The sequence below is a fragment of the Blautia sp. 1033sp1_1033st1_G9_1033SCRN_220408 genome, from assembly GCF_040929965.1.
Taxonomy (GTDB): domain Bacteria; phylum Bacillota; class Clostridia; order Lachnospirales; family Lachnospiraceae; genus Blautia_A; species Blautia_A ammoniilytica.
The window spans coordinates 34,339-55,965 of the sequence record NZ_JBFKZO010000019.1; the positions used below are offsets into that span (position 1 = coordinate 34,339).

Annotated in this window: 12 protein-coding genes and 1 riboswitch; of the genes, 1 reads left to right on the plus strand and 11 read right to left on the minus strand. The window is 44.6% G+C overall.

The window, feature by feature from the left end:
• Positions 1-488 precede the first annotated feature (488 nt).
• A complete protein-coding gene (locus tag AB5916_RS13040) occupies positions 489-1,025 on the plus strand; it encodes a hypothetical protein (protein ID WP_368191319.1) in 537 nt (178 codons plus the stop codon).
• Between the two features lie 84 nt (positions 1,026-1,109).
• Here the strand turns inward: AB5916_RS13040 and AB5916_RS13045 are convergent, their stop codons facing one another.
• The 11 genes from AB5916_RS13045 to AB5916_RS13095 form a co-directional block, all read right to left on the minus strand.
• Positions 1,110-1,724 carry an NUDIX hydrolase gene (locus AB5916_RS13045; RefSeq protein WP_158422410.1) on the minus strand — a complete coding sequence of 205 codons (615 nt, stop codon included), beginning with the start codon at positions 1,722-1,724 and terminating at the stop codon, positions 1,110-1,112.
• 20 nt (positions 1,725-1,744) lie between these two features.
• Positions 1,745-2,380, minus strand: coding sequence for an ECF transporter S component (locus AB5916_RS13050; RefSeq protein WP_368191321.1), 636 nt, complete (start codon positions 2,378-2,380; stop codon positions 1,745-1,747).
• 165 nt (positions 2,381-2,545) lie between these two features.
• Positions 2,546-2,681: riboswitch (FMN riboswitch) on the minus strand.
• Between the two features lie 119 nt (positions 2,682-2,800).
• A complete protein-coding gene (locus tag AB5916_RS13055; protein WP_368191323.1) occupies positions 2,801-5,140 on the minus strand; it encodes a transglutaminase family protein in 2,340 nt (779 codons plus the stop codon).
• Positions 5,121-6,173 carry a DUF58 domain-containing protein gene (locus AB5916_RS13060; RefSeq protein ID WP_368191324.1) on the minus strand — a complete coding sequence of 351 codons (1,053 nt, stop codon included), beginning with the start codon at positions 6,171-6,173 and terminating at the stop codon, positions 5,121-5,123. Before AB5916_RS13060 ends, AB5916_RS13055 begins: the two co-directional genes overlap by 20 nt.
• On the minus strand, positions 6,173-7,087 hold the full coding sequence (locus AB5916_RS13065; protein ID WP_368191341.1) for an AAA family ATPase: 915 nt from the start codon (positions 7,085-7,087) through the stop codon (positions 6,173-6,175). The genes AB5916_RS13060 and AB5916_RS13065 overlap by 1 nt, the downstream gene beginning before the upstream one ends.
• 129 nt (positions 7,088-7,216) lie before the next feature.
• Positions 7,217-8,131: a class C sortase gene (locus tag AB5916_RS13070; RefSeq protein WP_368191326.1), complete on the minus strand. Its 915-nt coding sequence runs from the start codon at positions 8,129-8,131 to the stop codon at positions 7,217-7,219.
• 636 nt (positions 8,132-8,767) lie between these two features.
• Entirely contained in the window at positions 8,768-10,750 is a 1,983-nt protein-coding gene (locus AB5916_RS13075) for a SpaH/EbpB family LPXTG-anchored major pilin (protein ID WP_368191327.1), read from the minus strand.
• A gap of 129 nt (positions 10,751-10,879) precedes the next feature.
• Positions 10,880-17,503, minus strand: coding sequence for a fibro-slime domain-containing protein (locus AB5916_RS13080; protein WP_368191328.1), 6,624 nt, complete (start codon positions 17,501-17,503; stop codon positions 10,880-10,882).
• 280 nt (positions 17,504-17,783) lie between these two features.
• On the minus strand, positions 17,784-19,310 hold the full coding sequence (locus AB5916_RS13085; RefSeq protein ID WP_158421129.1) for a response regulator: 1,527 nt from the start codon (positions 19,308-19,310) through the stop codon (positions 17,784-17,786).
• Positions 19,311-19,541: 231 nt separating this feature from the next.
• Entirely contained in the window at positions 19,542-20,633 is a 1,092-nt protein-coding gene (locus tag AB5916_RS13090; protein ID WP_368191329.1) for a prealbumin-like fold domain-containing protein, read from the minus strand.
• Positions 20,630-21,487 (minus strand): class C sortase, encoded by an 858-nt coding sequence (locus AB5916_RS13095; protein WP_158421131.1) that lies wholly within the window; start codon positions 21,485-21,487, stop codon positions 20,630-20,632. The genes AB5916_RS13090 and AB5916_RS13095 overlap by 4 nt, the downstream gene beginning before the upstream one ends.
• Positions 21,488-21,627 lie beyond the last annotated feature (140 nt).

A 21,627-nucleotide genomic window follows, 5' to 3' on the forward strand; every position in this document is an offset into this window, starting at 1 on the left:
CAGCCGCGAGACTTGGCGCGTGATTCTGGTCAGCGTAAGCTGACATATTCTTTACAGAATCACTGCGCATCCTCGCGGAGCGTTTATCTCAGTCGGAGATTGGACTCCCACTGAGACGAACTTGCTGTTACTCACCACATGAAAGAGGTGGGAGTCTTCTCGACTGAGATAAAATTTATTTTTCATTTTAGCACGATTCTGTACGTATGAAAAGCACTTTTTTACTGCATTGCAGGAAAATTTTTATATTTTAATGTAGGAAAGTATTTGTAATGTAGAAAAACACTTATACTTATAATACAAGAAAGTATTTTCAAAAAGGGATTCAAAGGTGTTTTTATGCATCTGCACACTACAAATTTCGTTTTGTTTATGATATAATCCAGAAATAAAACAGACACCGCCGGAAGCATATTTTAAGTATCCGGCATAAGAAAACCTTTCAGATATGGATTTCCTTCTGAAGCCTGTAAAAAAGGAGTGTTTCCATGAGACGACATACAGATGAGATAAAGATAGCAGTTAGTGCAGCACTGTTCTGCGGTGTTATGCTTCTGATCTACGTGGTAGTTCCCCAGAGCATCCGGATCCCCACTGCCACCACTACATTAAAAGAAGCCCCGGCAACAGCTGCCGAGGCTGAAGCTGCCACTGGCAGCGCATCCTCTGGATCGGATTTCCCGATCTATAACCAGGAAAGCAATTATCAGGACAATCCCTCAGGTGAGGATACTTCCACAGATAATACTTATACCCCTGACACACCATCCGATGAACCGGATACCTCCAATCCGGATGGTGCTTCTGATGAAGTGATCGACGATACTGTAACAGGAGATGATACCTCTGAGGATACACCTCCTGCTGATGATCCTTCCGGCGGCGTAGATACCTCCGGTGATATCAGCACTCCGGATACCTCCGGCGATACATCTGGTGATACATCTGGCGACGCATCTGGTGACGCGTCTGCAGATCCTGCTGCTTCCGGCGATAATGTAATCGACGACTATGCAGAATATTAATGATCACAATGCAGAAAAGTCATTCACCCTCCTGTGCCTGCACAAAAGTAAGTGAATGACTTTAAATTCAAGAATGCCTCGGCTTTATTTTAAAACCTCCAGGAAGTCAAAGGGCTTCTCATCCTTCAAAAAATGCATCAGCATATACGCACACATGATGGATACCCTTTCTTCCCGGAGGATTCTTTTTACTTCTTCCCGATCCGCAAGCACCACCTGGATCTCCTCTGAAGCCTCCTGGGCATCTGTGCTCACTGTGCCGCTGGCATATCCGTATACAGCAGCACAGGATTCATCTGACATCCCTACTGAAGTAAAATAAGGCTTCTGATATGCCTCATCTACTTTCAAAGGCGTAAGGGTCAGACCTGTCTCTTCATAAAGCTCACGAACTGCACTGTCATGGTAGTCTTCGCCCTTTTCCACCAGCCCGGCCGGAAATTCATAAGCATAGGTACCGATGGGATACCGATACTGCCGGATCAGTACAACCTTGTCCTTTTTCTCCCCATAAAGGCTGTAAATGATCACTCCATCCGGAGGATTCTCACCTGTGGAAAGCTTCATTTCCTTTTCAGACTTTGCCCTGGATGCCACAAAATAATCCACAGGTGTATTATGGATACTGGTTGCTTTTACATTGTAAAGATTCAAATATGCATTATCTGTCAGCTTCCTGACCTGGTTGATCTTGCCCATAATGACCTCTTTTCCCTGTATCAGTCACCTCGAAGGACTACACGGATCCTCTTATAAACAAAGAATACGATCACTGATACAATTGTATATTTCACTAAGTTAAAGGGAACAATGATCAGCGCTACAAAGCCCAGAAGGCTGTTTACAGAGCTGTGTACAGCAGTTCCCATCTCCACGAAAGCCTGTACCGGCATACCAAATGCCTTACCGTAAGCCGGAAGCAGTACAAATGCATTGGCAAAGCATGCCAGGATCGTTGTCAGCACTGTACCTGCAGCCATACCTGCCACTGCATGCTTTCTTGTCTTTACGTGATGATATCTGTACAGAAGACCTGCCGGAATCACATAAGCACATCCCATCAGGAAGTTGGCTACATCCCCTACTCCTGCAGTCATGGTTCCCCTTGTAACAAGGTGTACCAGGATCTTGATCAGCTCTACCAGTACGCCAGCCAGCGGTCCCATAGCAAAAGAACCGATCAGTACAGGGATCTCAGAGAAGTCCATCTGGTAAAAAGATGGTGCCAGAAATGGGAGGGGAAATTCAAAATTCATCAAAACTCCTGCCACTGCTCCCAGCATCGCCACCTGCACAATAGTCCTTGTGCGGCTCCTCTCCATTGTGTTTCCGCCTCTTAAAACCTGTTCACTCATAAAAATCTCTCCTTTGAAATTATTCTGAAAGAAAATTTCCAGTGGAAGATGTCTCTTATAAAGCCGGCCAATGACCTGCTTTAAAGATCCATGGTAACAGAAAAGCCCCGGAATCTCTCCCGGGGCATCACGCACTAATCTTCGTACAACATTCATACGTATCTGTGTGTTCTTCTCTCATCCAGACTATACTGTCGGTCCTGGAATCTCACCAGGTCAACCGCCTGCAGCGGGTCGCGGACTATACCGCCGGTAGGGAATTTCAGATCGCTTCTCTGATCACCCTGCCCTGAAGAAATTTTCTTTTTACATGCAGGATTATACTCCATCCAACTACTAATTTCAATAGGGTTTGACATTTTTATTAATACTAATTTCAATAGGGTTTAACATTTTTATTAATTATATACCACCTATATATCAGTTCCTGTTTTTCCTAGCCTTCTTTTTGGTTCTTCTGTAAATTTCCTCCATAAAGGCCGTATCCGCTTTCGTCAGCTCACGGAAACCATAATTGGCATCAAGAACCAGCTGTTTCATTTTCTCTGCCTCATCAGGGCCTGTAAGAACACCGGCTTCCAGCAGATACTTTGTAACCTGACCCTCTGTCTCCGTATAATCCTTTGGCATACCGGCACGTATCAGCAGCTGATAGGTAGATCTGTACAATGCCTGTACTCTTCCCGATGGCGGCAGTCCGATGCCAAGCCTGCTCCTCCGCCTTTTTCTCAGTCTGGTAAACAAAATCCCACATACAGCCAGTAAAAGGACTGTAGCTCCGGCAATCAGGATCTGATCAAAGTGATCTGACAGCCAGCCAAGTATGATGGTGCCTTTGCCCTGGTCTTCCCGCTCCCCTAAAGCAGTCTCTTCCTCTGGCACAGCAGCCTGATCCTGTACATCTGTATCAGCCTCTTCTGCCACCTCTGCCTCCATACCAGGAGTCACCTCCACCGGCGTCCAGCCCAGAAATGGCTGGTAGATCTCCACCCAGGCATGGGCATTGCTGTCTTCCAGCACAGCTGTATAATTGCCCTCCCCATCTGCTGTGAAAATCTCTTTTGGAGCAGCATACCCAACCACATACCTGGCAGGTACTCCAAGCATCCGAAACATCATAGTGGCGGCTGCTGCAAAATGCATGCTGTAACCTTCCTTTGTATCGTATAAGAAGGTTTCCACAAAATCCTGCCCCTCAGGAAGCTTATCCACATCCAACTCGTAGGAACACTGGCTGACCAGCCTTTTTACCACATACTGGCGGATCTGCTCATATTCATCTGCAATGTCCCAGTCCGGACGTACATCTCCCATGTCCGACTGACCCCAATGCTCTTCTTCTTTCTTTTCGGCACATTCCTTTTTCAGCTGCTCCAGCCCCTGATCCGGCACCTGAAGATCGCGGGTGCTGCAGTAAGCCCTGTAGGAAGCCTCTGTCTCATTCAGCACGCCATCTGTCTTCTCACCGTCACGATAGCCTTCCATGGTCTCTTTGTAGGCATCCCGCCAGTAAAAAGAAAAAATATCATCCTGAGCAGTCTGTCCTCCCACATAGTCGTCCCCGCCATAGATCTGATAATTGTCATTCAGGAAAGCATTGTATGGCACATATGTATATTGTATATTGGCATTTTTATTTTCCACAGTGATCTGGGCGGCTGTCACCGGCTGATCTGCCGTTGTTTCATAATACATCATCCGCAAAAAAGGCAGATTCTGAATATATACAGAAGGATCCCCCTCCGTCTTCCAGGCCAGCACAGTATCCTGAAAGCTTTCTCCGTCACCAGGCTCAAAGCTGCTGCCTGTATAAGTTTCTCCTACAAAGCCTTTCAGATAAACGGTTTCCTCCGGCTTCTGGCTGCAGGTCACCTTCAGTGCATCCACACCTGTGAAAAAATAGCCATCCACAGCGCCTAATGTGCCGTTTTCCACACCTCCGCCTACCCCTTCAATGGACAGATTCAGATTGCCACCGGAGATTTTAGGCAGGATCTGCCATAATGACTGGAGAAAACGGCTCTGGATCCTTGTTCCTGCCTTGGACAACTGGGGGATGGAAGTACCTGACAAAGGTCTTGCGATACACCAGGCAGGCACAGACACCGCCAATGCGATCACCACAGCTGCTGCCCCGCACTTCCATCCCATCAGATGGCTTCTTGCAGCAGTAAAAATCAGCAAAAGGATCATCAGAAGCAAATAAAGCCACATACTTCCCGGCCTTCCGCCCGCTGCTGCAGTAAGGGCAAACACAGGAAAAAACACAGCCAGCACTGGCAGCCATTTCTGCTCTTTTACCATAAAGGCTCCCAGGATCCCTGTGATGATAAAAATCAGCACCATGAAAAACAAAACAGTACCGCCACTGGAAGCTTCCAGGGTATTCAGATTGCCTGCGTAAACCTGATTGATCTTCCGGATCACACTGTTGGCAACGCTGTAAAAGCCACGGATCAACGAATCCTGCCCAAAAAAGCAGAAGCCTCCCAAAAGCACTACCAGTCCAAGCCCTGCCAAAAACCTTTTCCCATCCAATCTCTGATCCAGATAGAACCAGGTAAAAAACAGGCTGAAAGCAGCCAATCCTGCAGCCAGCATCCAAAAGACTGTGGAAATGGAAAATGCAGAAATGACTCCTCCAACAAGAGCAAAGCCAGACAGAAAAAGCGCCAGAAAAGAAAAAAGAAAGTTCTTTTTTCCTATATTCTTTTCCTTTCTATCCTGCACATAAGAAGTATCAAACACCAAGATTTCCATACATCTGATCTCCCACATATATTTCTCCGGTAGTCAAAATCCGTACCGGCAGAACCTCTTTTTCATTTTCCAGGAAAACCTCTGCTTTGCCATCCTCTGCCTTGAAATAAGGGATCATAAGAAGCTCCCTCAGTCCATAGTACAGGGAATCTGGATCTTCCACCATAAACTTTTCCATATGATCTTCTGTTATCCAGCAAAACTCAAAGGCAACCTGATGTTCCACAAAATAATTGCCCAAAGAAGCGGCCAGATCCAGGAACCGGTCTTTATCCGCTGGTGTAAACTTTTCCGGATCCTTCACATGGGTATCCAGAAAAACCGGAACCCGAAGATCCATAGGCATGCTGAACTCCTTGACCATAAGTTCTTCTGCCTTTGCGCTTAGCTTCCAGTGGATATTTTTCATAGCATCGCCCCGCTGGTAAGCCCTTGTATCAAAAATCTCCTGACTGTCAGAGCCCAGCCTTGCAAGCACATTTTCCCGCTGTTCGCCCTGCCCTGCCCCGGTTTCAGGCTCTTTTTCAAGAACAATAGGGTGGATCCTGGGAAGCACAGCAAAAGCCCCCTTTAACAAAGGCGCTGATATTTTCCCATAAAAAACTCCCAGATAATCATACAGCCGCAGTTCACGGACCTGTACTTTCACAATCCCGCAATGCACAGGCTGTACCTGGAACTGCCACTGATCCTTTCCTTTTCCGCCGGCAGCCACATGCACTGTTCTTTTGCTTTCCCGGCCTTCATTCACAGGATCGGACAATATAACCCCGGCCTGTATATCGGAAACCGGAAAAACGGCAGGATTTTGAATGGTCAGCACTGCTTTTGCCTGATCACCCCTGAATATGAAAGCCTGCTCCAGTTCCAGCCCTGTTTTTATTTTTTTTGCTGTCAGATGCGCCCACACTGCCATAGCCATGGCAAACAGGATCTCAAAGGACAAAAGGAACCAGGAAAATCCGCTACCATTCACAAGCACTGTCAGAAATGTAAGTATGATCAGCAAAAAATAGACAATCTTTCTCTTCATCAGCCTTTCTCCGGACGGGGTTGCTTCACAGAGGCAAGGATCTCCTGGGTGATCTTTGAGGCAGTCCCATGATTCATGCCGGCTTTGGAGCTTGTTTTCAAACGATGGACCGCTGCAGCCGGAAATACCTTCACCACATCTTCCGGAAGCACATACTCCCGGCCTTCTATGTAAGCATTGGCCTTCGCCAGCTTTGTCACTGCAAGGGCACCTCGTGTACTAAGTCCCAGTGTTACCAGCTCGTGCCTTCTGGTGGCATTTACAAGTTCTATAATATAAGAGCAGATGGTAGGATGAACGAAAATCCTTGCTGTGGCTTCCTGCATCTTTTTCAGCTCTGCCCCATCTGTAACAGCACAGACCGCTTCCAGAGGACGGATATCCGATTGAGCCATCAGGATCTCCATTTCATCCTCTGGTGAGGGATATCCCATCTCAATGCAGATCATAAAACGGTCCAACTGGGACTCCGGAAGCATTTGGGTTCCGGCAGAGCCAATAGGGTTCTCTGTGGCAATAACCACAAAGGGATCTGGTACTTTCCTGGTAACACCATCTACTGTAACGGTACCTTCCTCCATAACCTCCAGAAGAGCGGACTGGGTCTTGGCTGAGGTACGGTTGATCTCATCTGCCAGAAACAGATTGCACATCACAGCTCCCGGCTGATACATGAATTTTTCTGTTTCTTTTATATACATGGAAAATCCGGTAATATCTGAAGGCAGTACATCAGGTGTAAACTGAACACGATTCTGCTTAAGGCTCATTGCCTTTGCAAAGGCCAGGGCCATAGAGGTCTTACCTACTCCCGGAATATCCTCGATCAGTACATGGCCGCCTGCCAAAATAGCGGTCATCACCTGCCGGATGCATTCATCCTTTCCCAGAATTACCTTGCCCACTTCCTGCATGATCCTGTCTGCATTGGTATTTTTCAACGTATTGTTCCTCCCGTTTTGTTCTTTTTCGTAATACGATTTTTTAATGATTGATCATAATGATACTTGATTTTAACCGCTGTTTATTTCTGTTTATTTTTTTTATTTCTTTTTATTCTTATGATGTCTCCTGAGCAGGATCACAAGAATCAGGACCACCTCTGCGGCCACCACCCCTGCCATCATAAACAGGAACCAGGGCCATACGTCCACGATCCGTCGCGCCATTGCTGCAGGCCTGAGCTGGGATACGGTTTTGCTGTTTTCTTCTCCTGTATATTCTATCCTGTGTCCCCGCACCAGAAGTCTGTGACTGTTGATGGCGTATGGGGTGCATGTAACCAAGGTCACATAATCCTGCCCTTCTACAATATCCAGGTCACTGGTATCATCCGGATCCACCACCTTGATCTGGTCTACCTGATAAGCCAGGATCTCATCCAGTACGTGGATGTAGAAGGGATCTCCTTCTTCTACTTTGTCCATGTCTGTAAAAAGCTTGGCTTCCGGCAGTCCTCTGTGCCCGGTGAGTACGCTGTGAGTGCTTTCGCCCCCCAATGGGAACGAGGTTTCCGGAACATAGCCCACCCCTTTTGCAAGGACTTCCTGAGAAGTTCCGTAGTAAATCGGCAGGTTCACATCGATCACCGGTATGGTCAGGTAGCCGATCACGTCTCCGATCTCCATCATGGTCGTATGGGTGCCGCCCTCTGTGTCGGTGCCATCTGCGTCTGTATTGCCATCGTCTCCGGCAGCTTCTGCAGCTTCTTTTACTGCTTCGCTTGTTTCGTCCTGAACCACAGCGTGTCCCAGCTGCTGGTTGTATTGTTTCATGGATTCTTTTACTGCATCTATTTTTTCTTCGTCCATATCCTGGATCTGATCATCGTAGTCCTCTATGGCTTCTGATGCGTTTTTCTGGGCAAGGATATTGCTGATGATAGGATATGCAGTCAGGCCAAGGCCTGCCAGGATCAGGATCAGGCTGAAGATTGTGACCAATCTTGGTTTTTTCATCGTATTCACCGTCCGTCTTAGGTTTCTGGCGGTTTATCTTTTAGATCTCCGGGTCAGAAAACCTTTTGTATTTGTTTTTGTTTTACATATTTTAGATTCTACCACAAGTCGCTGGTTACTGCCATGCAACATATTCGTGAATAATATTAAAAAACCCATATATATCAGCTGGGAGATGACTCCCAGCTGATATAGCCTCCGGCAGGATTGCAGAGGTGCGCATAAGATACAATTGATCCATTGATCGTAAATGACATTGTTTCTGAACAGTAAATCTTTTGCAAAACATTACACACAAAGTCAATTTTTTCTTGACAAATTTCGCCAAAAATCGTACAATAAAGATGCTTGAAAAAGCAATATTACCAATGATAATTCTGTAAGATACAGAAGCTAATACCTAAATACAAAAGTGATATTTTTAAAATACTTTCCATGATTTTTCAAAAATACCTAAGAGATTTTCCCAAAAACACCTAAGATAAATGACAGCCGGTTGCACTGATTTCAGTGTACCGGCTGTTTTAAAAATCCTCCGGTCTGCATTTGCCGCAGCCGGAGGATTTTTTTTCACATATCCGTTTTCGTTAAGAGCATTATGCGTATAACCTCTTTAACAGATCACATTATGTGCTATTATTTTGCTGTTTTCTTTCTGGAAGCTGTGATCACAACCACACCAGCCAGTACAAGTGCTAATCCAATCACGCTGAACAGTACAGTACCCATACCACCAGTTAATGGAAGTGTGAAGCCTTTCTTATTGATCACAGTCTGGATCTGGATACCATCAGAAGCAACACCAGCATTTTTAAATTCAGTTTTCTCTACCTCATGTTTCACTAATGTTGTCTTTCCTGTTTCGTCGATATTATACTCTGCCTTGGTGGTTGTTGTATAGGCAATATTCAGTGTTACCTTTACCGGTGCTTTCAGAAGATTGTACTCTGCATTCGTCTTTGTCTCTACCAGATAATATTCACCATTCTTAAGTCCGCTCTGAGAAACTTTACCTTCAGTATTTGTTTTAAGAGATGTTTCATTGATCTTCTTCCAAGCTTTAGAACTATCAAGGCCTGCTTTCTTTACTTCATCTGCAGTAGCAACACCTGCTGTACCAGCATCAACAGCTTTGTACAGATCAAATTCTACATCTGCAAGAGGTGTTCCATCTGCTTTCTCAGCCTTCTTCTCAATTTGGATCTGGAAGGTATATACAACTGCTGTATCTGTGATCTTGTCGGTTGTAGGTGTACCAGGTTTGTTCGGGTTGTATCCATCATCGGTGTCCGGAAGAATCTTATTGGAATATTCCAGTGTTGCAGTGTTTGGATTACCTACTGTAGTTGTTACAGCTGTGTCAAGCAGTTCTGCATTATAAGTTACGATAATATTCTGTCCTGCATAAGAATCAAGATCTGCCAGTGTGAAATCAATGGTAAATCCGTTTCCATCCTCTGTAGCTGTTGCTGTTGCAGGGATTGTTGTGCTGCCTGTTTTATCTGTTACTTTTACTGAATTTGCATCATCTTTCAGGTTAGTAGGTGTATCTGTCAATGCAAATTTTTTCAGTTTTTTAATGTTTGCCGGTACAGATACTGTGATACGATATGGAACTTTATCCCCAACACTGTAATCAGCATCCTGCTTCCAGTCATTTCCGTTCTTTACTTGCTTGGTCATGTCTGGCTTATCATTGGTAACAGGAATCTCAATACTATCGCCTTTGGTTCCATTATAAGTTACTTCAGTACCATTTACATCAAACACATAAGTAGCAGCACCGTCCATAATATAACCTTTATTATCTGCACCTACAGAAGTCTCAATAAAACGATATGTACCACTGGACAGATCTTCTACACTAATCTTACCTTCTGTATTTGTAACCAGATTCAGCTTAGCACCTGTGTTGTCTCCTAATGCAGTGGATTTCTTTGTGATATCTGTCCAGGAATCTCCATTCTTTTTTTGAAGAACAAAGGTTACACCTTTCAGTTTTGCACCAGCTTTTCCTGTTTTTACAAGACTTACACCACCAACGGCTGTACTGTTCTTAGGATAAACATGTACATCATATAACCAGTCATCTCCATCTGTAGTCATTGGTACGGAGATCAGGAATGGATCGCATGGACCTGTTACAATTGCCGGACTGGTAGTCTCCACTACAAGGTAAAGACCCAGAGGCAGGTTTTCAAATTTTGCAACACCGCTTGCGTCAGTCTTTACCTCATCACCATATTTTTCATTAGCAACGTCTGGTTTAAGCTGAACATTTTTTCCACTTCCTGTGCAATACTGTGACACAGCCGGAAGACTTTCTGGAGTTGAACTGTAATAGTCAGCAAGTTTAGTTGCATCTGCAACCTGGTAAATAGTAAATCCCACATCTTTGATGGCAACTGCTCCTGTCGGAACCTGTGATGCATCTTCTTTACCTGTAGCTGGATCGCCTTTACCAGCCTCATCGGTATACTTATGAATAGTAATGGAACCTGTTGTTTTTGTTGTGTCGAATACTGGTGTTTTGTCAGCTGCAAAAGCAGAAACTGACATACTTCCAAGCAACATTGCTCCGGTAAGCAGACCGGCAAGCAGCTTTTTGAATTTCTTCATACTCATATCCTCTCTCTCTTTTTCTTTTTATACAGCGCTGCTGTTTTTATGTAATTTTTGTTATAAGCATCCGCTGTTTTTATATCTCTCACACATTTATTGTTGCACCATCTGTCTGCTTCTTAGCGGTCAGGAAGCTTTGCCCTCCTTTCTCCGCTTTTGTAACAGATAAATGATTACAGCCAGTCCGATGAGAATCCCACCGGAAAATCCAAGGATCAGTCTGCTCCAGCTTCCTGTTGCAGGAAGGTTGAATTTCTTCTGATCCGCAACCTGAATGGTAATGGTATCTTCTCGCAGCATGTCAGAAACATCCTTGTTGTCTACAAGAATCTTATTATCCTCTCGGTTAAGCACTACTTTGATCGGGGAAGCCAGAAGGCTGTACCTCTCTGGAGCCTGAATCTCTGTGATCTGATAAGTTCCATCCTCCAGATCTTCAAATGCTGCCAGGCCAAGAGTGTCAGACTGATCGGAAGTTGTTTCCTCTCTTGCTCGAAAGCTACTATCCACGCTGCCATTCTCCAGAAGCTTCTCCAGACGGAACTTGGCTCCTGCCAGTTTAGTCGGATTGTCTCCGGCAGTACCTGCCTGAATCTTCAGGATCTGTATTCTTGTCTTTGGAAGCTGATATGTATTGGTAATGATCTCTTCTCCTGCATTTTCATCAGTAAAATTGATCCTGTCCTTGAAAGTAACGGTTTCATGATCCTGCAGTACGAAATTATAGGTTACCGCAAACCGGCCTGCTGAAAACTGTATCGTATTTTCGTTTTCAATAGATGTAACTGTACCATCTTGACCCACACTGACTTCTACTACCCGGTACTGCCATTCTATTGGGGACTCTTGTGTATAGTCCACATATTTATCCAATCCTGTAAAGGAAGTCTGCCATTTTCCGGTGTACATATTGCCTGCAAGCTCTGTATAAGTCTTTGCATTTTCATCTGTAGATACAGGTGCCCAGGTATCAGTATTAGACTGTCTTCTCTGAAGCTGTACATAGATCTTCTTAGGAAGTTTCCCTTTATAATCACTTCTGTCTGCATTCTTCCAAAGCTTCTCTACAGAAATGTTTACAACTGGTTTTATTGTATTTTGGAAAGTAGTCTCTACAATAGTTCCGGAAGATTTGATATATCCCTTTGCTGCTGTAGTTCCCTTAGGCTGTTCGATTCCATCTATCATAATGCTGTCCAGAGTAGAACCATCATCTGTGGAAATCTCTTCTACTTTTAAGAAGGTTCCTACCGGAATCCCGGTAATTTCACATGAGCCCGGTTGTCCATCACCATTCAGCTTAATGGTATACTCCTGTGTAATAGGCTTATCTTCCAATCCCAGGTCACCCACATTGGAAAAGGTAACACGGAATTTATACTCGCCTGACAGTTGTTCGCCATAAGCCGCTTTTTTGATAATCTTCAGGGTACCGGTCTTTACTTTATTGTAAAAGACTGCTTTCAGTTTTGTTGCTGTTGTTGTATTGTCAGGATTTGCATAAGAGCGGAATACAAAAGTACTTTCAGTTGGTTCAGTTGGCTTTGTACCATTATATGCATTAGCCTGCGCCTGTCCGTCTGCATCATTTTCGTTAATATACTGTTCTGTTCGTCCGTCATCAATGGCTGTGCCAGTATGGTTTGTCATGCTTGGTATAGAACTTGCATTGGTAACAGTAGTTCCGGTTCCCATTCCGGCAACTGCCTGTCCATTCTCATACATGGTCCAGGTGGTATCAAACAGGTCTGAATCAACTTCCTCCTTCAGGGCTATGTAGCTTCCTCTTCGGAATTGATCTTTGAAAGTAATGGTTTCATGATCCTCCAATACAAACTCTCCATCATCACCGATCACACGGGCATCACGCTTAGTTGATGTAGAGGTATAGGTAGCTCCCTCCGGGATCTCCAGCTTTCCGCTTGTGGCAGAGCCATAATCCGGGATCTCGTACTGTTTGGTAACAAATCCGGTGGGCTCAGAAATCTCAACTGTAGGCCTGAACACAAAGTCTTTCAGGTAGAAATCTCTTGGATAGTTATATCCGAACCGAATCTTGCTAAGCTTCGTCTTGTCAAAGCCTTCATCCCAGGACATCTTGCTAAGATCCAGCTTTACTGTTACCCATTCTTTACTTTTCATGGAAACCGCCCCATAGGTACGACCGGAGAGTGTATCCGTGCCAAGATTACCGCCTAAGTTTCCACTGCTGTCTACAAACTGCAGATACATGTTGGACAGGGATGGAGTATCCATGTAATCATAATAGAACTTAATCTCCAGATAAGCCATCTTTGAAATGTCCACCGTACTACCCAGTGTCACTTCTCCATATCGCTGATCTCTGTAATTGCTGTCCGCATCATCCTCTTTTGCATGCCAGTGAACGCTTCCTGTAAAATTGCTGTTGCCACTTTCATCCTTCGCAAATATATTGTCTTTATGAGTTGGAGCAACAGTATAATCCTGTTCTGCGATCCTCAAAGGCTTTGCAGCGTTTGAAGTCACTTTCTTTTCTCCATAATGGGTTGCCAGATTCTTGATGGAGAAGTTAAAGATAGAAGTATCTTTAAAAAGATCACTGAACAGGCTGTTCACACCAGTAGTGTCTACCTGTTTCTCCACCTGCAGCTGGTTCTCATCCGGGAAGTTGAAGGTAACCCTCATATTGGATTCCCACATACCACGCTCCATATAGAACATGGTCAGGGTATGTTCAGCTGTTTTCGCTCCAGTCAAAGTAAAATCTGTTTCTTTAACCGGACTTCCATCTCCTGCACTTGCCTTTACATCACTGACGGTAGCTTTTAATGTAGCAAAATCAAGAGTTCCTGTAGCAGGGCTGTGGGCGCCACCCACATCCAGCGCGAGTTTTCCGTCAATAAATACCCACACATCATCATCACCGGAGAAATTAAACTCAATAGGTACGTCTTTACCATCTTTGTCTTTAACCGTTCCGTCCTTTGTCAATCTGAAATTGAATTCCAGCTTAGCACCAAAACCGTAGTTATATTTGTTAGCACTACCAGGTAAAGATGTTTCATTGAACGGGAAGAAGCCATGCTTTTCCTGTTGTACACTGGAGCTGTTCAGGTTCTTGCAATTCTCATGCAATTTTCCCGTATCCTGCAGGTGATATTCTCCTGTAGCAGAATCCTGTCGCATCAGCAGGGTAGTTTCATTACTGTCAAATACCCAGTACTTTACGCCATTGTTATCCAGGTCTTTCTGCTTGAAAGGGAATGCCACATTGTGGTAAACATCTCCGATCACGGCATTTTTGCTGTTATTTCCCAATAGGAAATCTTCATTAAACAACGGAAGGACTGCATTTCCTTCTTTTGTTGTTACCAGATTTCCATCTGCCAATGTATCCTTTACAAGACCCTTGGCTATACTTTTGTAATCGTCATTATTCTTTCCGTTAATATCAAGTGCTGAGTTGTTTGTTGAAAAGAAATTATTGTAATTATCATATCCATACAGATTCAGTGTGGATGCAATGCCATTAAATTGATATCCCCATCCTGAAATGCTTGGCTGGAAATGTCCAACATAAAGAGGGATTGACGAGGTATTTGCCCAATAGTAGTCACTCAGTGCCTGGTCAAACTCACGGTGTGTTACCCAGTTTCGATAACTTACACCATTTCCTCCAAGATATTCGTCACGGTTATTTCCATTTAATTCATAGTCTGTATAATAATCATAAAAGGTAGAATTTACATACAGGGTATCTGATGCTCTGGTAAAGTTATCCTGTGCAATATCTACTACATCTTTACTTTTCTTTGCTTCTGCATTTCGGATGGTATATACTTCATCCCAGTAACCGTCTCGCTGACCACCGTCATATACTACTGTATCTCCTGCATCAGCATAAAAGCAGGGATTTACCAGATCTGTTGGAATGGTCAATGTGTTCGTACTCTCACCATGCTCGCCAAAATCCGTTGCATTCTTAGGCGTAAATCCGAAAAATGCAATGGTTGTATACCCTTCCGGTAATTCTGCTTTGTATACATCCTTCCAGGTATGTCCATTTTCAGAATGAGAGGATACAAGGGTCATATTCCCTGTAATAGCTTCTTTGCCATCTCCAGAGATATAGTATTTAAAAGTTCCATCCTCTGCAGGTATGCTGTATGCCGCACCAGCACTTCCCTTATATGACAATTTGGAATAGGTAGCATCAAAATAAACGGTTCTGCTTCCCAGTACACCCCAGGTGGAGTTCTCGGCTGTGCCTGCATATTTGTAGCAGTCTGTAGATCCTTCTGCATAAAGTACACTTTCTACGCCATCTTCTCCAATACCCTGTCCATAAAAATTGGAATAGGTGTCGCCCAATACATTCCCGGAAGCGTCTGTAAACTGTACATAAGAGCACGCAGCATCTGGAATGATAACAGAATAGCCGTTTGCCTTGCCATTTGCATTTCCTGTCATAGCAACAGACTGTACCTGCTGCAGCTTACCGCTGCTGTCCTTCTCATAAAAAACAGCATTTACACCAGAAAGAATCTGCTCTGTCTTATTTTCAAAGTACATAGTCTTCCCTTTAAAGGAAGTGTGATCATTCGGATCAAATGGGGTGTAGTCCACCCATTGTTCAGTTGAGGAATTATACAGCTTATTCAGAAATACACTTTCATCCGTCCATTTTTCTCTAAAGGGTATACGCTCGTTCTTCCAGTTATCAGCTTCAAATGCCTGAAAAAGCATGGTGTAAAGACCTGCATATGGTTTTATTGCACCGGTCACTTCAAGTGCATATACCTTCATCCCATCATAGGATGCCTTTGTATCCGTCATCACTGTAAGTGTACCTTGGCTATCATTCTGATTTGCCTGTGTCCAAGCCTTCACCGTGTACCACCCATTACTGATCCAGTCTGCTGGTGCAGCAAAGTATACCATCCCGGTGGATGGTGTTGTATTATCTGCCCAGGCCAGTGTAATGGCTGCGGCTCCGCTCTCCAGCACGCTGATCAGCTGCTTACCTGCATCTTCTCCAGCATCCCCTTCTGTGTCAACCTGGGACTCCGGATCCTGAGAAGTTTCATCCTGGACATCTGCAGTCTCGCTTTCCACAGGAATAGCTCCCGGAAGCGCAGACAACACATCCAGCTCCGCATTTGTTGCTGACTGCTGTTCTTCTATGTTCTGGGGATCCGCTTCCTGCTGTGCATCTACGTCCTGAAGACTGGTTTCCTGCAGTGCCTCCGGCTCTATGCCAATAGTCTTATGATATGTTTCTTCCTGTGCATGGTAGGAAATACCTACATAAAAATCAGCGGTATCCCCAGCCGGCAGCTGGAAGGTAAGATAATCCTCTGAATCATTCTGCACTCGTGTCACTGTCAGATCTCCATCTGTCAGCCCATTGGGGATCACGCTGCTGTCACAGGCTTCGCTGCTTAATGCTTCCTCTTCTGTCTTTCCCATAGAAACGAAAAGGCCGGAAACCGGAAGTCCGGATCCCATGTCTTTCAGATCCAGCTTAATGGTACTGTCTGCTGTAGCATCCGTATGAAGATCCTGTGCTGTCACATGTACACCATAAAGCTGACCGGATAAAGCGATCTCTGACTCTGCAGAAGTATTCTCTGTATTCTCATCTGCTGAATCTGTATTTTCATCTGAAACATCCTCTACCTCTGTATCAGAAGCGTCCTCTGCCACATCCTGACACCCGGCCTCCAGAGTTTTGGTCATAGAAATACGCACCAGGGATGGCTGCTCCTGGCTTTCTTCCCCTGATGTTTCGTCCTCCTGGTTGTCCGCCACTTCCGGATCTGCACTGATGGTATCCCCGGATGCTTCTGCACTGCTGTCCCAGGTAAGCGTGATCTTCCCTGTATCATCTGGAAGGGTCACATCCTGGGACTGTTCTTCCTCTTCCCAAGTAACACTGGCCTTCAGATCAGCTTTGTAAGAATAGCTTTCGTCCTGTGTCTTATAAACAAAAGCTGCATAAAAATCCGCACTGCTGCCTGAAGCAAGCTCATACTCCAGATAACATGCGGTAGTGATCAGATTTCCATTAGCGTCTAATACGTATTCCCCATTATCATCCTTCAGGTACTCCTGTACCCGGGAAACGCTAAGTACATCCGTTCCATTCAAAGCTCCTTCAAGCTTTGTGGGTGGAAGGGTCACCGCCCCGGATGAGGGTTCTTGTTCCGGAACGGTCTCCTGCCACTGCGAAAAGAGGGATGTATACAATATATAGGCCGGACTGTCGTCCTGATCATCCGTCATATACAGACGGATTCTCGCTTTGCCCTGCCGGGTACTGGATGCGTTGGAAGTAATATGTACCCATCTTGGCTGTCCCTGAACTGCTGCTGACGCTTGGGGGGCATCTGCACTTTCAAGGATAACCGCTGCAGCTGGCTGGACTTCAGTCTCTGTGTCAGTAATCATTGCTGAATCTGTTCCCTCATCCGTACCGGATGAAAAATCAGAAACAAATTCGGCTGTATCAGTATCTGCATCAAATGCAGAAAAATCAGTATCCGTAGTTTGGTTCTCATCCGAAATCTCAGTACCGGAGAATCCGTCTTCATCCTCAGAAACAGCTTCCACATCCTCTGCCTCATTACTGATGAACTCAACTCCTGTGGTCTCATCCTCATAGGATGAACCGCTGACATTTACCAGATTTGAAATATCAGGTGTTGTTATGATCATCGCAGCGCAAGCGATCAGCGCTGCTGCTTTCTGCCATGTTCGCTTTTTCATGTTCCTCACCCTTCCAAAATCGCTGTCCTAAGCCGGACGGCATTCACACTGACTTCTATTGTTAATTATAGCTGTAGAATTACAGCAATGGAATATTACATTTCCCAGAAACGTATAACTTTTTGTAAAATATAAAAAGCTATTATAAAGAATAGGCTTGTTTTTGGTAAAAAAAGCTGCTTTTCCAGGAATCAGCCCAAAATAAGCAGCATTTTTATTCATGTCAATATTTAACGTAAGTATGCCTATACAAATGAATAGCACAAAATATCAAAATATGCTACCCTATATCCTCCCCATTTCCGGATGTTTTGCGGAACTTCTCAGGGCTGCATCCATAATATTCACGAAAGCTTTTGCAGAAATAGGAGGCATTGGTAAAGCCGGTCTCCTTGCAGATCTGTACGATCTTCTTATTAGTGGTACAAAGAAGCTCTTTGGCTTTCTCCAGACGAAATTCCCTGATAAAATGAGTCAGGCCTTCCCCTGTCTCCTTCTTAAATATGTAACTCATATACCCAGGTGAAAGATACACGCCCTTCCCCAGGATCTCCACACTAAGCTCATCTGCATAATGCTCATACACATAGCTCTTAACCTTTTCTACATCGCTTCTGGCACCACTCTGATTAGAAAACATGGTATCCTCATAAAGCTGGATATTCTGCTCCAGGATATCGATGATCTCCTGAACTGTAGTGCACTGATACAGCTTCTCAATGGCATCTGCACATTTGTCCGAAGAGAAATTCATATCCTTATACATTTCCTTTACAATATTCGAGCAGGAAAACTTCACAAAAATATGAGAAAACTTCCCTCCCTGCTGCTTCTGTCCGGCAAACTTACGGAAATGCTCCCACAAATGGGTCAGATCCCGAAGCCGCACATCATTCTCCATCTTTTCCAGCAGATCAACCACCACATCATAGTTGTCCTTGCCTTCCCAGTTGATATCCGGCATATAAACCCACATATCCGACCTGTAAAAGCGGTTCTCCATAAGTATTTCTACTTCCTGATAGGCATCTGCCATATTGAAATCGGATGTAATCGTACTGGAAACAGCCACATAGCATTCTGCATTCATAGTATCTTTCATAAATCCATGGATATGCTGTCCCAGCACAGAATAATCCACCTTTACCTTGTCATCAAAAAAGAGAAGAGAACTGGTGGCACTCAAATTCAGATAATGGAATGGAAGCTTCAGTTCAGCGGCCAATTCCGTCTCAAAATCCTCTGCATGCTCTTCAAAAAAGTCTGTGGCAGTCTCTATCAGGATCATCTGACGGACCTGCTCCCACCAGGAAACATCCAGCGTAGCCATAGCTTCCGCCTTAATATCCTGTCTGCCTGTATTCAAATATTTCTGGAGATAAAACTGCTCCATAAAATCCTGATTCTTCTGCATCAGTACTTCTGTCTGCTTCTTCTCATCAATGGCAATAAGCGTCTTGTCGATCACATTATAAAATTCTGACGGATTCACCGGCTTCAGCACATAGCCCAACACTCCGTACTTGATCGCCAGTCTGGCATATTCAAAATCACTGTATCCGCTGAAAATAATGATGGCCATCTCAGAATCAAACTGACGCACTTTCTCCATCAGCTCCAGTCCGGTCATAAATGGCATCTTTATATCACTTAATAAAATATCCGGCTTCTGGCTCCTGGCAATCTCCAACGCCTCTTTGCCATTGCTTGCTTCCAGGATCTCCAGGTTATAGTCTTTTCTTTCGAGAAGGCTTCTGATCCCTTGTCTTTCGATTCTCTCATCATCTGCGATCAAGATCTTTCGCAATTTCTACTCCCCCTGTATTTAGAACAATAAGTGTACCTTTTTATTATATTTATTTTTTTCTCTTATGACAAGCTTTTCGTAGATTATTTAAAAAAAATGTTATTTTTTTCTCTGCGGATTATTTAAGAAAATGTTATTTTTTTCTCTTTTACATGCAAAAAGAAGCCCTTGTGGACTTCTTTTTGCTTCATTATATAAGAAGGTATTTATCATGCTTTTTTATATAAAGAGTTATTTATCATGCTTTTTCTTCTTAAGGATCACCACAACAGCTGCAACGATCACTGCCAGTACAAGCACTGCGATCATAGGAAGGATCGGTGTGTTATCCCCGGTCTTTACATTGGTTGTGCCGCTGGATGGCGGTGTGTTATCTGATGGTGTATCAGGTACAGGTGTAGCTGTTGGTTCCGGAGCTGGTGTATTGGTAATCTCCGGTGTAGGTGTCACTTCTTCCGGCTGATTCACCACACTTAAAACCTGCACATTTCCGGAAGCCTGTACATATACTCCATTTACCACTGCTGTCTGTCCTGCCCGTGTGATCTTGAATGCTACAGGCTGGGAAAGCTTTACAAATCCGTCAGGAGCTTTCTCCTCGGTAAACTGGTAAGAACCAAGAGGAAGATCGGTAACTACGATCTGTCCGTTCCCGTCTGTTGTAAGCTGAGTCTTAAACTCTTTCCAGTAGAAGCTTCCTCCTTCATCAGATCCGGAAACTGCTCCCTGGGGAATCGTCTCTCCTGCCTCTGGGTAGACCTTCTGCCATAAAGCAAATACTGCTTTTTCCAGTGTTTTCCCATCTGGATCTGTCTTATTCAGGATCACTGCACCGCCTGGGAAGGTGGTCTTAGGATTCAGTACCGGATCGTACTTCTCTGTACTGTTCTCACTGTAAGGAACCGGTATGATCACCGGCTGCATTACCATAATATCCTCACCGCCGGTCTGGGCAGCCAGATAAATCCCGTTCTCTACATTCTTATAAGAAACAGTGCCATCTGTACCAGCCTGCGCCACAGTACCTGTAAGCTTCTTGGATTTGGCAAAAGCTGCCAAACCTTCGGCTGCCTTTTCGTATTCAGAGGCTGTTTTCAGACCGGATACATTAATGCCGCTTCCTGCAAAAGAATCCTTGTACACAAATCCATCATTCTCATACCCTGCTATCTGATAGAGAGTCACTTCAATGCCAGCCGCTGTCTGGGCAAGCCTGAGTGTAATACTGCCTTTTTGTTCCGCTTTGGCACTTACTGTGCCAAGCAGCATGCTGCAGCAAATCGCAAGACAGATAACTGCTGCCTTTACTCTTCCTTTTTTCACTTTTCCTCTTCCTCCCGTACGTCCTCATCCTTCTTCTTTCCCCTGGTGATCCGACACACAAGCCAGATCAGGAAAATGCAGAAGAGCCCCACGCATACTCCTGCTATGATCAGCACGGTACGTGGTGCCATCATCTCCTGGTTATTTTGCTCCACAGGCATCTGAACGGACAGCTCTGATGGAACATTTGATGTACGCTCACCTCTTACCAGAAGCCTGTGGCTGTTCACCCCGTAAGGGAAACAGGTAAGAAGTGTGACATAATCCTTGCCGTCTATAATCTCTATATCTTCCGTCTCATCAGGAAGGACTACCTTCTTCTGGTCTACCTGATAAGCCAATACTTCGTCCAATACATGAATGTAAAACATGTCACCCTCTTCCAGATCATCCAGATGGGTAAACATCTTGGCTGATGGAAGCCCGGTGTGCCCTGACAGCACACAATGTGTGGAAGCTCCGCCTACAGGAAGGGAGGTGCCGGGCATATGTCCGATTCCTTTTTCAAGCACATCCTCTCCCGCCCCGTGATAAATAGGCAGATAAACCTGCAGCTTCGGGATCTCCAGAAAACCAATGGCATCTGTTACTGCAAGCAGGTCATCATAGCTGACAGCGGATACGTCCCCGCCTTCTTCCTCCAGCTCCTGATTATACTTTGTGGCCATGTTCTTCATCTTGGTAAGGCTATCCTTATTCTCTACATCTACAATATCGCAATAATCTTTGATTTCATACCTGGCCGTATATTCACGATACCAGTTACTTACGGTCGGATATGCTCTTACAGCCACTCCTGCCAGCACCAACAGCACACCAATCAGCAGAAAAAGCCGTCTTTTTTTCTCATTCATAATCTCCGGTTTTCCCCTGTCAGTTTATTGTAACTTTTTCATACGCCTCTGCTCCGGCGTTTTCCTTCCAAAGCACCCGGTTGGCTTTATCAGGTACTTTAATTATAGTATAATCAAGTACACGTCTTTGGAAAATATAA

Excerpts from the sequence above, each read along its gene's own strand:
- AB5916_RS13040 (WP_368191319.1), top strand. The coding sequence starts at position 489 with ATGAGACGACATACAGATGAGATAAAGATAGCAGTTAGTGCAGCACTG.
- AB5916_RS13045 (WP_158422410.1), bottom strand. The coding sequence starts at position 1,724 with ATGGGCAAGATCAACCAGGTCAGGAAGCTGACAGATAATGCATATTTG.
- AB5916_RS13050 (WP_368191321.1), bottom strand. The coding sequence starts at position 2,380 with ATGAGTGAACAGGTTTTAAGAGGCGGAAACACAATGGAGAGGAGCCGC.
- AB5916_RS13055 (WP_368191323.1), bottom strand. The coding sequence starts at position 5,140 with ATGGAAATCTTGGTGTTTGATACTTCTTATGTGCAGGATAGAAAGGAA.
- AB5916_RS13060 (WP_368191324.1), bottom strand. The coding sequence starts at position 6,173 with ATGAAGAGAAAGATTGTCTATTTTTTGCTGATCATACTTACATTTCTG.
- AB5916_RS13065 (WP_368191341.1), bottom strand. The coding sequence starts at position 7,087 with ATGCAGGAAGTGGGCAAGGTAATTCTGGGAAAGGATGAATGCATCCGG.
- AB5916_RS13070 (WP_368191326.1), bottom strand. The coding sequence starts at position 8,131 with ATGAAAAAACCAAGATTGGTCACAATCTTCAGCCTGATCCTGATCCTG.
- AB5916_RS13075 (WP_368191327.1), bottom strand. The coding sequence starts at position 10,750 with ATGAAGAAATTCAAAAAGCTGCTTGCCGGTCTGCTTACCGGAGCAATG.
- AB5916_RS13080 (WP_368191328.1), bottom strand. The coding sequence starts at position 17,503 with ATGAAAAAGCGAACATGGCAGAAAGCAGCAGCGCTGATCGCTTGCGCT.
- AB5916_RS13095 (WP_158421131.1), bottom strand. The coding sequence starts at position 21,487 with ATGAATGAGAAAAAAAGACGGCTTTTTCTGCTGATTGGTGTGCTGTTG.